The sequence below is a fragment of the Longimicrobium sp. genome, from assembly GCA_036377595.1.
Classification (GTDB): Bacteria; Gemmatimonadota; Gemmatimonadetes; order Longimicrobiales; family Longimicrobiaceae; genus Longimicrobium.
This window is the reverse complement of the sequence record DASUYB010000105.1, coordinates 100,402-113,354: the sequence shown is the minus strand read 5'-3', so window position 1 is coordinate 113,354 and position 12,953 is coordinate 100,402. Positions and strand designations below refer to the sequence as shown.

Genomic DNA, 12,953 nt, shown 5'->3' with positions numbered 1-12,953 from the left:
GGTGCAATGGGTGTGCCATGTACCGGCCATGTGAACGACGACGGGGAGAACTGCGCCGGGGGATCTGGGAAGACCGGAGAAAATGTTTCACGTGGAACATTCGTAGCGTACACGGCCTCGGATGCGCGCCTGACATTGTTATATATTGAAGATCTGTACCTGCGACTTCGGAGTGGATCGATCGGATGACGAGCGTGTTCGACGTGATCGTGGTGGGGGGCGGGCATGCCGGCGTGGAGGCGTCGGCCGCCGCGGCGCGTGCGGGTGCGCGCACGCTGCTGGTGACGGCCAACCTCGAGGCCATCGGCCAGATGAGCTGCAATCCCGCGATCGGTGGGGTGGCCAAGGGCACGGTCGTGCGCGAGGTGGATGCGCTCGGCGGGGTGATGGGTCTCGCCACGGACCGCGCGCGCATCCAGTTCCGCATGCTGAACCGCTCCAAGGGCCCCGCCGTGTGGGCCCCGCGCGCGCAGTGCGATCGGGGGCTGTATCCCCGCGCCGCTCGGGCGCTGCTGGAGCGGTACGCAGGCCTGGAGTTTTTCCAGGGGATGGTCGGTTCGCTGATCCTGGAGGGCGGCCGCGTCGCGGGCGTGCGGACGGAGAACGGGTTCGAGTTCCGCGCGCGCGCCGTCGTCCTTACCACCGGCACCTTCCTGCGCGGCCGCATCCACGTCGGCCGGGCGCCGGGGGTGCCCGCCGGCCGCGCGGGGGATCCGCCGTCCGTTCGCCTCGCCGAGCAGATGGAGGTGCTGGGGCTGGAGGTCGCGCGCTTCAAGACGGGCACGCCGCCCCGGATCGACGGGCGCTCGGTCGACTTCTCCAGGACGGACGTGCAGCCGGGGGAGATGCCGGAGTATCGCCTCTCTGTGTGGGAGCGTGCACCCCTTCTCCCCCAGCGGCCGTGCTGGATCACGTGGACCGGGGAGCCGCTGCGCGACCTCGTCACCGACCACCTGAGCGATTCCGCGCTCTACGGAGGGGAGATCTCGGGGCGCGGGCCGCGCTACTGCCCGTCGATCGAGGACAAGATCGTGAAGTTCCCCGACGCCCCGCGGCACCAGGTATTCCTGGAGCCGGAGGGACTGGAGACGACGGAGCTGTACGTGAACGGCCTCTCCACCTCGCTCCCCGCGGACGTGCAGCTACGGATGCTCCACTCCATCCCGGGGCTGGAGAACGCGCGGATGACGAAAGTCGGCTACGCGATCGAGTACGACTACTATCCTCCGCACCAGCTCCGCCCGACGCTGGAGTGCAAGGCGCTGGGCGGGCTCTTCCTCGCCGGCCAGGTGAACGGGACCACGGGGTACGAGGAGGCCGCCGGGCAGGGGATCGTGGCCGGGGCGAACGCCGCGTTCCACGCACTCGGCCGCGAGCCGCTGCTCCTGGAGCGCGACCAGGCCTTCATCGGCGTGCTGGTGGACGACCTGGTGACGAAGGGGACGGACGAGCCGTATCGCCTCTTCACCTCGCGCGCGGAGTTCCGGCTGGTGCTGCGCCAGGACAACGCCCTGCACCGCCTCGGCCCGATCGCCGCGGAGCGCGGGCTGCTGACGGAGGAGCAGCGCGCGGTGCTCGATCACCGGCTCGATCTTGCCGCAAGGCTGGACGGCTGGCTGCGGAGCACCAACGCGGCGCCGGCGCAGGTCGACGATCTGCTGCGGTCGGCCAACTCGCAGCCGCTGCGGGAGCCGACGCGGCTGGCGGCCATTCTCAAGCGCCCCGGTGTCACCGCCGAGGCGCTGGCGGAGGCGGTGGGCAGTGCGCCGGTGGAGGGGGAGGACGAAGCCGCCGTCGCGGAGGCGCTCGTGTCGGCGGAGATGGAACTCAAGTACGAGGGCTACCTCGCGCGCGAGCGGGAGCGCGCGGAGACGCTGCGCCGGCAGGCGGACTTCGCCCTTCCGGCGGACCTTCCCTATTCCGCGCTGGCGACGCTGAGCTACGAGGCGCGTCAGAAGCTGGATCGCGTACGCCCGGCGACGCTGGCACAGGCGGGGCGCATCCCGGGTGTGAGCCCGAGCGACCTGCAGAACCTGGTGATGGAGGTGCGGAAGCGCCGTGGCGCGGCCGTCGGTGCCTGACGGGAGCGATTGATCGCGCATTCAGATGTTCCACGTGGAACATTCCCGCCTCGTTTTCTGGACGAAGTAGGGCCCGCCGTGTAGATTCCCCGGACCCCATCTCCCCATCCCAACGCAGAGGACGCGTGTCGCGCATCATCGCCATCGCGAACCAGAAGGGCGGCGTCGGCAAGACCACCACGGCCATCAACCTGGGCGCATGCCTGGCCGTGGCCGAAAAGCGCACGCTGGTCATCGACACCGATCCGCAGGGGAACGCCACCAGCGGGCTGGGCATCGACAAGGACGAGGTCGAGAAGTCGATCTACGACGTCCTGATCGAAGAGGCGCCGATCGAGGACGTGATCGTCCGCGAGGTGCACTTCCCCTACCTGGACGTGGTGCCCGCCACGCGCGACCTGGTGGGCGCCGAGGTGGAGCTGGTGAACCGCAAGGGGCGCGAGATTATCCTCCGCCGCGCCATCGAGGCGGTGCGCGACCGCTACGACTTCATCCTGATCGACTGCCCGCCGTCGCTCGGGCTGCTGACGCTGAACACGCTGGCGGCGTCGGACTCGGTGCTGATCCCCATCCAGTGCGAGTTCTACGCGCTCGAGGGGCTGTCGCAGCTGCTGAACACCGTCACCATCGTGCAGAAGAACCTGAACCCCGCGCTGCAGATCGAGGGGGTGCTGCTGACGATGTACGACGGGCGCCTCAACCTCTCGCGCCAGGTGGCCGACGAGGCGAAGGAGTACTTCGGCCCCAAGGTCTACAAGACCACCATCCCCCGGAACGTGCGCATCGCCGAGGCGCCGAGCTTCGGGAAGCCGATCGTCCTCTACGACATCCTTTCCGTGGGCGCGAAGAGCTACCTCTCCCTCGCGAAGGAGGTGATCGCGAAGCGGGGGAAGGGCGGCCGCGGCGCGGCGGAGATCGAGGCGGCCCCCGCCGCCGCGGCCGGGGGAGAGTAGTCCGTGTCGTCCCGCAAGCCCCGCCTGGGGAAGGGGCTGAGCGCGCTCCTCGGCGACTTCTCGGCCGAGACGCAGCAGGCCATCGCCACCGGCGAGGGGGTGCGCGAGGTGGCCACGAGCCGGATCGCGCCCAACCCGTTCCAGCCGCGCCGGGAGTTCAGCGCCGAGCAGCTGGCGGAGCTCGAAGACTCGATCCGCAAGAACGGGCTGCTGCAGCCGCTGGTGGTCCGCCCGCGGACGGACGCGACGCCGGACGGCGCGGAGTGGGAGCTGATCGCGGGGGAGCGGCGGTGGCGGGCCGTGCGCCGCCTGGGCTGGCCGCAGGTGCCCGTCGTCGTGCGGGAGATCGACGACCGCGCGATGCTCGTCCTCGCCATCGTCGAGAACGTCCAGCGCGCCGGGCTCTCCCCGCTCGAAGAAGCGGCCGGATACCGGCAGCTGATCGACGAGTTCGGCTACACGCAGGCCGAGGTGGCCGACAGCGTAGGCCGCGAGCGCTCCACCGTGGCCAACCTCCTCCGCCTCCTGTCGCTCCCCGCCACCGTGCAGCGGATGGTGAACGAGGGCGAGCTGTCGATGGGGCACGCGCGCGCGCTGCTGGGGCTGGAGAGCGAGCGGGAGATGGCCGAGCTCGCGCGGCAGGCCGCGGACGCGGGGATGTCGGTGCGCACGGTGGAGGAGCGCGTCCGGCAGCTGCGGCCCGGGGCCCCGGCCGCCTCGCCGCGGTCGACGATGGCCGGGGTGCGCGAGGCGATGGACGACCCGCACGTGCGGCACCTGGAGGCGGAGCTGCAGCGCGCGCTCGGCACGCCCGTGCGGATCCGGGTGGCGAGCGGGAAGAGCGGGCGTATCGAGATCCCCTTCTACAACGCCGACGACTTCGACCGGGTGCTGGAGCTGATCCTGGGCACCGAGGCCGAGCGGGCGTGATCCGGCCGGCGGAGACGGAGATGATGGCCGGGGGTGCGTCCGCCTCTCACCACCCGCGGGGTAATGATGGCGCGTGACGAGCGGCGGATGACGTTCGTCGTCGTCCCCCACGGCGGGTCGGGCGACCTGAGCACGCGCTCGTACGAGATCTCGTACCGCCGGCTGCGGATGGCGGTGATCGCCGCGATGGTGGTGGCGGCGCTGATCTTCGTGATGGCGGCCAGCTATATCTGGGTGGGCGCGCAGGCGGCGCGGGTGCCGTTCCTGGAGCGACAGGTGAGGGAGCTGCAGAAGGAGCGGCAGGAGCGCGAGCGGCTCGCCCGGCAGCTGGCGCGGATGCAGGCGACGTACGAGCAGATCCGGGTGATGCTGAAGGGCGAGCTGCCCCCGCTGGACAGCATCGACGCGCAGACGCGCGCCGCCGGCGGCACCACCCGAGGCGACACCACCGCCCCGCCGCCCGATACCACGGCGACGGACGCGGCGCAGGGCGACTCGGCGAAGCGGTAGACCCCGTCCTCCGCGCCGACGCGTGAGGGATGCGCGCCCGCAGGGCCGGGACGCCGCCGCGCGCGCTCCGTCGCCGGATATCTGCGCGGATGCTCGGCGCGGTGGTGGCCCGGCGCGGTTGGGCACAGTAGTATCGTGCCCTACCGCGCGCGCAGCCCGGCCCCCGCGCAGCGGGGGACACGCCCAAGCCCGGGGTTGCCGTTGCAGTCCGGGAACGCCTGTGGAGAGCGAGATGGGGATCTTTCGAGGGAAAGACGACGTGGCGCGAGACAAGGGGAGCCCGGTGCTGCGGGCCGTGGCCAACGAGGCCTCGATGTCGATCATCGGCGCGGGGATGCGCATCACCGGCGACCTGGTGACGGAGGGGACGGTGCGGGTGGAGGGGCGCATCGAGGGAACGATCCGCGCCGGGAAGGCGGTGGTGATCGGCAAGGAAGGCGAGGTGGTGGGCGACGTGCTGACGCAGGACGCGGTGATCGGCGGGCACGTGCAGGGCACCGTGGTGGCCGAGAGCCGGCTGGAGCTGCAGGCCACGGCGCGCATCGAGGGGCAGATCTCCGCGCGGGCGCAGCACCTGGTGCTGGAGGAGGGGTGCCGCTTCAACGGGCAGGTGCAGATGCTGGGCGACGAGCAGGCCGCGCAGCGCGCCCTTCCCGCCGCCACGGGTACGGATAGTCCACAATCGTGGTCGTAGTTTTCCACATCGACGCCCGGATCGCCCAACTCGTGACGTAGCAGCGGGTTGGGCGTTTTCCGCAGGTGCCGGGGCGGGTTTTCCACCCGAGTTTTCCACCTGTTTGTGGGAAGCACCCATACCTCAAGCGCCGCATGCGACTGGACGAGCTTACGGACTATCTCGACACCTACCTGCGCGTCCGCGAGGTGCCGGACTGGAGCGGCGCGCTGAACGGGCTGCAGGTGGATTCGCCGCGGGAGATCGGGCGGGTGGCGTGCGCGGTAGACGCGGCGCAGGCGTCGATCGACGCGGCGGTGGCGTGGGGCGCGGACCTGCTGCTGGTGCACCACGGGCTGTTCTGGGACGGAAACCGGCCGGTGACGGGTCGGCGCTACCGGCGGCTGAAGGCGATCCTGGACGCGGAGCTGGCGGTATACGCGGCGCACCTGCCGCTGGACGTGCACCCGGAGGTCGGCAACAACGCCGTGCTGGCGCGCGAGCTGGGGATCGAGCCGCGCGGCACGTTCGGCGAGTACAAGGGGACGCCGGTGGGCGTGTGGGGCGAGCTGGACGTCACCCGCGACGAGTTGCGCGAGCGGGCGGAACGCGCGCTGGGCGGGCCGGTGAAGCTGGTGCCCGGTGGCCCGGAGCGGATCCGCCGCGCGGGGGTGATCACCGGCGGCGGGGCGGACGAGATCGCGGCCGCGGCGGACGCCGGGCTGGACGCGTTCCTGACCGGCGAGGCGCGGCACCACAATTTCTTCGACGCCGAGGAGGGGGGGATCAACCTGCTCCTGGGCGGGCACTACGCCACCGAGACGTGGGGCGTGCGCGCGCTGGCGGCGCACCTGGCGGAAAAGTTCGGCTTCGAGTGGACGTTCATCGACCACCCGAGCGGGTTGTAATCCCCTTCCCCATCGATTCTCCTCTCCCGAGCCGCAACGGTACTCCGAATGCCTGAGATGACGCCGCGCGTCGACCGATGGCTGCGCTGGGTGTGGCTGATCAACGGCGTCGTTCTCCTGGCGATGCTCGTGACCGGCGGTGTCTTCGCGCTCGTCGCCGGGCTTGCCGGGATGGGCGGCGGGAAGGCGGACTCCGCTCCGGCATCGCGGACGGAGGCGAAGGACGAGCGCGCGCCGCTGCGCTACGATCCGCCGCAGCCGGTCCGCGGGTCGGCGACGCGCATCGTCGTGATCCGGCGGGGAACGGGATACACCTACCGCAACACGTCGTCGAGCACGCGCGCGGCGGAGGCCCCGGCGGTGAACGTCGCATTCCTGGATGGGGATGGCGCGCGGCTGCTGCTCGACCGGCCCGGGTACCTCGCGCACGTACGCTTTCCGGGCGACGGCATGTCGGACGATTCGCTGCGGTGGATCGTCTACGAGGCGGCGATGGAGGACGCGAACGGCGACCGCCGCGTCGACGACCGCGACCGGCGCAGCCTGTACGTGACGGGGCTCGACGGCCGCGGGCTGCGCCGGGTGCTGCCGGACGGCTTCGAGCTCCGCGACTGGGCCGGGCAACCCGATGGCTCACTGGTTGCGACAGCCGTCCAGCTCCAGCAGGGAGACGCGCCGATGCCGGAGCGCGCGTTCGTGCTGGATCCGTCGGGAACGGTGCGGCCGTACGCCGCGCTCGACTCGGCGGTGGCGACGGCCGGGCGGATCGTGGGCAACCCCTGAACGGAGGCGTGATGGCGAAGGCGAGCTGGAATGGCGCGGTGATCGCCGAGAGCGACGAATACGAGGTGGTCGAGGGAAACGTCTACTTCCCTGAAGATGCGGTGAAGCGCGAGTACCTGCGGGAGAGCCAGACGCACACCATCTGCCCGTGGAAGGGCACGGCGAGCTACTACTCGGTAGTGGTAGACGGACGCGAGAACAAGGACGCAGCGTGGTATTATCCAGATCCGAAGCTCGCGGCGAGCAACATCGCCGGACACATCGCGTTCTGGCGAGGCGTGCAGGTTGAGCGGTAAGCTCTAGACTTACAAGGGAAGTTACGGATAACGGCGCACCCCAAGGACGTGCGCCGTTACTGCTTCTAAGAAAAAGATCATTGGCTCGGCCAAGCATCTCAGCTTCAGAAGTAGTCACGGATGATACGATGGGCGGCATAAATGCCAACGCCCGTCCCGACGGCGCTGAGCAGCACCGCGGCCATGATCCCCATCCGCTCGCCGAGCACCCAGCCAAGCCACCCGCCGAGCGAGGCGCCGATGAACCAGAAGAGTTTCTCCACGATCTATCCCTGGTTGAGATATGACGAGAAGCCGAGGCGCGCAGCCTCGGCCGCCGCGAAGTCTCGGAACGCGAGGAGCGGCGCGCGGTCCCAGCGCAGCCCTGCGGTGCGGCGCTGCTCGGCCGTGACCTCGTCGCTCGAAACGTAGGCGGCGAGCGCGCGGGAGATGACGGGGTGATGCTCGGGCGGGAGATGCGCGAGCGCCCACCGCGCGCCCTCTTCCTTGTCCACGAGAAGGCTTCCCTCCCCCTCCGTCAGCATCGCGAGCGTACGGCAGAGGTTGAGCACCGCGTAGAACGGGGTGACCAGCACGTGCTCGCCTTCCACGATCCACGCGAAGTCGTCCATCACCGACGCGACGTACGCGGCCCACGGCACGGGCGCGATTCCTTCGCGCGGCGGCGGGCCGTGCAGCGCGATGCCGCGCTCGCGCGCCGCGGCGGCGACGGAGGCGAGCTCCAGGTTCGGGAGGCCGGGTTGCGGCACCTCGTTACGGCCGATCCAGTCGCCGCGGCCGGGGCTGAAGGCGAGGAAGCCGGGCGCCATGCTGGCGAACGGGCGGACGTCGGCGTCACGGACGATCCGCAGCTCGAGCTCGCCGGTGCTCGGGCGGCGCTCGTGCAGCGCGGCCAGCTCGCCGGCGAGCGCGCGGAGCCGATCGTCGTCCGGATGCTCGCGGACGATGACGATCAGGTCGACGTCGCTCTTGGGGCGGCGGTAGGCGCCGGTGGCCAGCGAGCCGTGAAGGTAGATGCCGGTCAGCTCGCGGGCGAGATGGCGGCGCAGCGCGTCGACAGTCGCATCGACCCACGCGCGGACGTCGGCGTCGCACGCGGGCCAGGACTGCGGGCGCGCGGGTGGGCCGGGCTCAGTCGGGAGATCGGTGTCGCCGAGGGCGGGCTGGATGGAGAGCATGCAACAAAGAAAAGCGCGGGATCGCTCCCGCGCCAAGAGGATCGTGCCGGCGGCGTCCGTCAGCCCGCGTTCGCCATCTCCAGCGACTCGCGCCAGCGCAGGAGGCGCGGGGCGAGCGAGCGCGCGGTGGGCGCCGGGCGGTACGCGGACATGGAGACGAGCGGCGGGCGCTTGAACGAGCGCCAGCGGCGCATCCCCACCTGGTCGCCCAGGTCGCGCGCGAGCGTGTGCAGGCGCGTGCGGGCGTGGTCCTGCTGCGGCGCGTCGCCCCAGGCGAGGGCCAGCTGCAGCGCCTCGCCGGCCGCGGCGGCATCGCCGGACGCCAGGGTCACGCCGGCGAGGTCGTGGGCCACGCGCGCGCGGTCGACGGCGTCGGCGAAGCGTGCGGCGGCCAGCACCAGGTCGCGCGCGGCGCCGCGGCGGTCCCCCGCCCTGCGGCGGGCGGCGGCGCGCTCCTCGAGCCCGACGGCGGCGGCCTCCGCGTCGCCCGCCTGCAGCGCGCGGCGGATGGCGCGGCCGAGCGCGCGCACGGGATCGTCCGATACGACCGCCTCGCCCACGTGTGCCAGGCGCGCGATGGCGCCGCTGCCGCCGTCCAGCTCGCGCGCAGCGCAGTACAGCGCCAGCGCCCGCTCGCGGTCACCCAGCTTGCGGGCGAGGCGGGCGGCGTGGAGTGCGGTAGAAGACCCGGCGCCGTCCAGCGCGAAGGCCAGCGTGACCGCCGCATCGGCCTCGGGAAGGCGGCGGGTGCGCTCCAACTCGCAGGCGTACGAGACGAGCGACCTGGCCACGCGCGGCTGGTCGAGCTCGGCGGCCTCGGCCAGGATCAGCAGGCGGAGGAGGATCGACTTCTCGGGCGACTTCTCCAGCACCTCGGCCTCGCGGCGGGCGCGGAGGAGGCTGAACTCGTCGAGCTCGCCGGCGCGCGCGCGCTCCACGCAGGCGAGCGCCAGCGCCCCCGTGGCCGCGCGTCGGGCGCGCTCGCCCCGCTCGATCTCGGAGATCTGCCGGAAGGTGCTCGCCGCGGTCTGGAGGCTCATTTAGGTATGCTGTTGAGAACGGTTCTCAAAGAATCTAATGGAGATGAGAGTCTCACGTAAGGGTTGAGGTTGGGATTCTCGATCGCAATCGACGCGATTTCGTCCGACACTGGGAACCGGGCGCGGGATGACTGGCTATCGTGTTGACGCGGTTATAGATCCTTCGGTCGGCGCCAGGATTCGGTATGGGCGCCGATGGTGGGGCGGCGCCTCCCTCAGGATGACGTCTTGTCGGGGGCCATGATCCATCCCACAAAACGAAAGGGCCCTCGGACGAGGGCCCTGATCCCGATCAACCGATGCTGCCGTTACGGGCGCGGGCGGTTGGAGGCTTCGGGGGTGTAGGTGGCGCAATGGGCGCCGTCGGGGCCCACGCGCACCTCGATCTGGCCGGCGTGGCACTCATGGTTCTCGTTGAACCGGCAGTCCGTCACCGTGCATGCACCGACCACCGAAGTGTGCGCCTGCGGACGTTCCTGGGGGTTCTGCATCCGAGCCTCCTCGGTTGAGAGTTCGGCCAGCAGTAGAGCAACATCTGGACCAATATTCCCGTAAACAACGGTTTGACAAGCACTTGAGAGAGGTTCTCAATTGGCGCTCCAGAAGGTGCTAAGAATTTAACGTCGTCCTAATGGCGCTTTCTCTGCTAGAAAATTAACATCATCAACCACGTCCACCCAGGATTCCAACCCTGCGCGGGCGTCGCGCATCCAAACCGCACCAGTCGTGGTGCCCACCCTCCCTATCGCCCCCTCCGCGGACGCGGATCGGGCGGGTCCACTCCCCAGCGTTGGAGATGTGACCATGTGGTTCCGAATTGCCCTCCCCGCGCTGCTCCTCCTCTACACTCCCGCGATCGTGGCCGCGCAGTCGCAGCAGGCCGCGCGCACAACGGCGACGGCCGCCGCCGAGGCGCGCAAGCCCGCGACGGCGCTGCGCATCACCGGCGAGGCGCCAAAGCTGGACGGCGTGCTGGACGACGCGGCGTGGACGCAGGCGCAGCCGCTCGGCGACTTCATCCAGCGCAGACCGAACCCCGGTGCGCCCGCCACGCTGCGCACCGAGGCGCGGGTGGCGTACGACGATGCGGCCATCTATGTGGCGGTCCGTGCGTTCGATCCCCACCCCGACTCGATCGTGGCGCCGGTGGGCCGGCGCGACCTGGGCGGGGTGTCGAGCGAGTGGATCCACGTGATCATCGACAGCTACAACGACAAGCGGACGGCCTTCCGCTTCTCGGCGAACCCGGCCGGCGTGCAGAAGGACGTGTTCCACTCCAACGACTACAACGAGGACGTGGGGTGGGACGCGGTGTGGGAGGTGGCCACGAAGGTGGACAGCGCCGGATGGTCGGCCGAGTACCGCATCCCCCTGTCGCAGCTTCGCTTCAGCTCCCGCGCGGGGGGCGACGCCGGGCAGACGTGGGGGTTCCAGGTGATCCGCGACATCGCGCGGCGCAGCGAGACCGACGACTGGGCGCCGGTCCGCCCCGACCGCAACGGCTTCGTGTCGCAGTTCGGCGAGGTGAGCGGGATCACCGGCCTCCACTCCGGACGCCGCCTCGAGGTGCTGCCGTACACGCTGGGCCGGTTGACGCGCGCGCCCAACCGTCCGGGCGACCCGTTCTACTCGAGCAACCAGGCCGTGGGCGGGATGGGTGCCGACATCAAGTACGGGCTGACCTCGAACCTGACGCTGACGGCCACCATCAACCCCGACTTCGGCCAGGTGGAGGCCGACCCCAGCCAGGTGAACCTGACCGCGTTCGAGACCTTCTTCTCGGAGCGGCGGCCGTTCTTCACCGAGGGGTCCGACATCTTCCGCTTCGGGGTGAGCTTCCCCTACTGGGTGCGCAGCGGCGGCTTCGGCAACGACCAGCCGTTCTACTCGCGGCGGCTGGGGCGCGCGCCGCAGGCCGCCGACCCCGCCGCCGACTGGTCGGAGCGGCCGCAGAACACCACCATCCTGGGCGCCGCCAAGATCAGCGGAAAGACGGCCGGCGGGCTCTCCATCGGCATCCTGAACGCGCTGACCGCGCGCGAGGAAACGCGCTTCATGGACGCGGGCGGGAGCGAGCGCAGCGCGATCGTCGAGCCGCTGACCAACTACTTCGTGGGCCGGGTGATCCAGGACTTCCATGGGGGACAGAGCGCCGTGGGCGCCATCGTCACCGCCACGGCGCGCGACCTGGACGGGAGCGATTCGCGGCTCTCTCTCCTGACTCGCGACGCGTTCCTGGCCGGGGTAGACGGGCGGCACCGCTTCGGCGGCGGCAACTACGAGGTGCGGGCGTCGGTGCTGGGCACGCTGGTGCGGGGGAGCACGGACGCCATCTCGCGCATCCAGCTTTCGCCCGGGCACTACTTCCAGCGGCCGGACGCCAGCGACGTGCAGTTCGACCCCACGCGCACCTCGCTGGGCGGGTGGCTGGCGGACGTGAAGGTCGAGAAGGAGGCGGGCGGCCACCTGCGCGGCGGGTTGTACGCGCACGCGCGCTCGCCGGGGCTGGAGATGAACGACCTGGGGTTCCAGCGCAGCACCAACTGGTTCCTGCAGGGGGGATGGATCGGGTGGAACCACTTCGAGCCGGGGAAGGTGTTCCGCAACTGGAACGTGAACTTCAACGCCTGGAACGGCTACAACTTCGCGGGCGAGCGGCTGACCACGGGGATGAATACCAACGGCTTCTTCGCGCTGCAGAACAACTGGAGCGCCTGGTGGGGAAACGACACCGAGTTCCCCGCGCTGCGCACCGACATCCTGCGCGGCGGGCCGGCGTTCATCGGGCCGGCGTACACGCACTACAACGCGGGGATCAACAGCGACGGCCGCAAGCGCATCTCCGGCGACATCTGGTTCGACGGCTACAACGAGTGGAGCACCGTGGGCAAGAACTGGAGCGTGGGAACGGACCTGACGCTGCGCGCCGGCGCGCGGCTGCGCGTGTCCGCGGGCCCGAGCGTGAGCTGGGGGCGCGACCCGTGGATCTACGTGGCCACGGCGCTCGACGACGCGGGCGATCCGCACTACGTGTTCTCCGACATCCGCCAGCACTCGGTGTCGCTGACCACGCGCGCGAGCTACGCGTTCACGCCCAAGCTGACGCTGGACTTCTACGCGCAGCCGTTCGTGGCCACGGGCGAGTACGGCGGGCTGAAGGAGGTGACGGACCCGAAGGCGCACGACTTCGACGACCGCTTCAGCATGTTCGGCAGCGCGCTGTCGCTGGAGGATGGCGTCTACTCGGTGGACCGCGACGGCGACGGCACGGCGGATTTCTCATTCGGGCAGCCGGACTTCAACTACAAGGCGCTGCGCACGAACACGGTGCTGCGCTGGGAGTACCGCCCCGGCTCGACGTTCTACGTGGTGTGGAGCCATGGGCGCGAGAACTTCGAGCCCAGCGGCCGCTTCCGCTTCGGGCGCGACTTCGGCCGGCTGTTCGACAGCGCCCGCTCGCCCGGCACCAACGTGCTGCTGGTGAAGTTCAACTACTGGCTGAATCTCTGAGCCTGGGTCTTTAGAAGATTTATCTCACGCAGAGTCAGCAGGGTCAGCAGAGAAAAGCTGCAGCTTCTCTGCTGACCCTGCTAACTCTGCG

13 protein-coding genes are annotated in these 12,953 nt (G+C 70.4%); 9 read left to right on the top strand and 4 right to left on the bottom strand.

The window, feature by feature from the left end:
• Positions 1–185: 185 nt before the first annotated feature.
• The 8 genes from mnmG to VF092_17910 all read left to right on the top strand — a co-directional run bounded on the left by mnmG (position 186) and on the right by VF092_17910 (position 7,134).
• A complete protein-coding gene (gene mnmG, locus VF092_17945) occupies positions 186–2,081 on the top strand; it encodes a tRNA uridine-5-carboxymethylaminomethyl(34) synthesis enzyme MnmG (GenBank protein ID HEX6749184.1) in 1,896 nt (631 codons plus the stop codon).
• A 125-nt stretch (positions 2,082–2,206) separates the two neighbouring features.
• Positions 2,207–3,034 (top strand): AAA family ATPase, encoded by an 828-nt coding sequence (locus VF092_17940; protein HEX6749183.1) that lies wholly within the window; start codon positions 2,207–2,209, stop codon positions 3,032–3,034.
• Positions 3,035–3,037: 3 nt separating this feature from the next.
• Positions 3,038–3,964 carry a ParB/RepB/Spo0J family partition protein gene (locus tag VF092_17935; GenBank protein HEX6749182.1) on the top strand — a complete coding sequence of 309 codons (927 nt, stop codon included), beginning with the start codon at positions 3,038–3,040 and terminating at the stop codon, positions 3,962–3,964.
• Between the two features lie 66 nt (positions 3,965–4,030).
• Positions 4,031–4,474, top strand: coding sequence for a hypothetical protein (locus VF092_17930; protein HEX6749181.1), 444 nt, complete (start codon positions 4,031–4,033; stop codon positions 4,472–4,474).
• 232 nt (positions 4,475–4,706) lie between these two features.
• A complete protein-coding gene (locus tag VF092_17925) occupies positions 4,707–5,168 on the top strand; it encodes a polymer-forming cytoskeletal protein (protein ID HEX6749180.1) in 462 nt (153 codons plus the stop codon).
• 134 nt (positions 5,169–5,302) lie between these two features.
• Entirely contained in the window at positions 5,303–6,055 is a 753-nt protein-coding gene (locus tag VF092_17920) for a Nif3-like dinuclear metal center hexameric protein (GenBank protein ID HEX6749179.1), read from the top strand.
• A gap of 48 nt (positions 6,056–6,103) precedes the next feature.
• On the top strand, positions 6,104–6,838 hold the full coding sequence (locus VF092_17915) for a hypothetical protein (protein HEX6749178.1): 735 nt from the start codon (positions 6,104–6,106) through the stop codon (positions 6,836–6,838).
• Between the two features lie 11 nt (positions 6,839–6,849).
• Positions 6,850–7,134 (top strand): DUF427 domain-containing protein, encoded by a 285-nt coding sequence (locus VF092_17910; GenBank protein ID HEX6749177.1) that lies wholly within the window; start codon positions 6,850–6,852, stop codon positions 7,132–7,134.
• 104 nt (positions 7,135–7,238) lie between these two features.
• Here VF092_17910 and VF092_17905 read toward each other — a convergent pair whose 3' ends face one another.
• From VF092_17905 to VF092_17890, 4 genes are all read right to left on the bottom strand, one after another.
• The gene (locus VF092_17905; protein HEX6749176.1) at positions 7,239–7,397 is read right to left on the bottom strand and encodes a hypothetical protein; all 159 of its coding nucleotides are present in this window, start codon (positions 7,395–7,397) and stop codon (positions 7,239–7,241) included.
• Positions 7,398–7,400: 3 nt separating this feature from the next.
• Positions 7,401–8,312 carry an aminoglycoside adenylyltransferase domain-containing protein gene (locus VF092_17900; GenBank protein ID HEX6749175.1) on the bottom strand — a complete coding sequence of 304 codons (912 nt, stop codon included), beginning with the start codon at positions 8,310–8,312 and terminating at the stop codon, positions 7,401–7,403.
• A gap of 59 nt (positions 8,313–8,371) precedes the next feature.
• Positions 8,372–9,352: a hypothetical protein gene (locus VF092_17895; protein HEX6749174.1), complete on the bottom strand. Its 981-nt coding sequence runs from the start codon at positions 9,350–9,352 to the stop codon at positions 8,372–8,374.
• A gap of 308 nt (positions 9,353–9,660) precedes the next feature.
• Positions 9,661–9,843 (bottom strand): DUF1540 domain-containing protein, encoded by a 183-nt coding sequence (locus tag VF092_17890; GenBank protein HEX6749173.1) that lies wholly within the window; start codon positions 9,841–9,843, stop codon positions 9,661–9,663.
• 313 nt (positions 9,844–10,156) lie between these two features.
• On the opposite strand from VF092_17890, the gene VF092_17885 reads away from it, so the two are divergent.
• A complete protein-coding gene (locus tag VF092_17885; GenBank protein HEX6749172.1) occupies positions 10,157–12,862 on the top strand; it encodes a DUF5916 domain-containing protein in 2,706 nt (901 codons plus the stop codon).
• Positions 12,863–12,953: the final 91 nt, after the last annotated feature.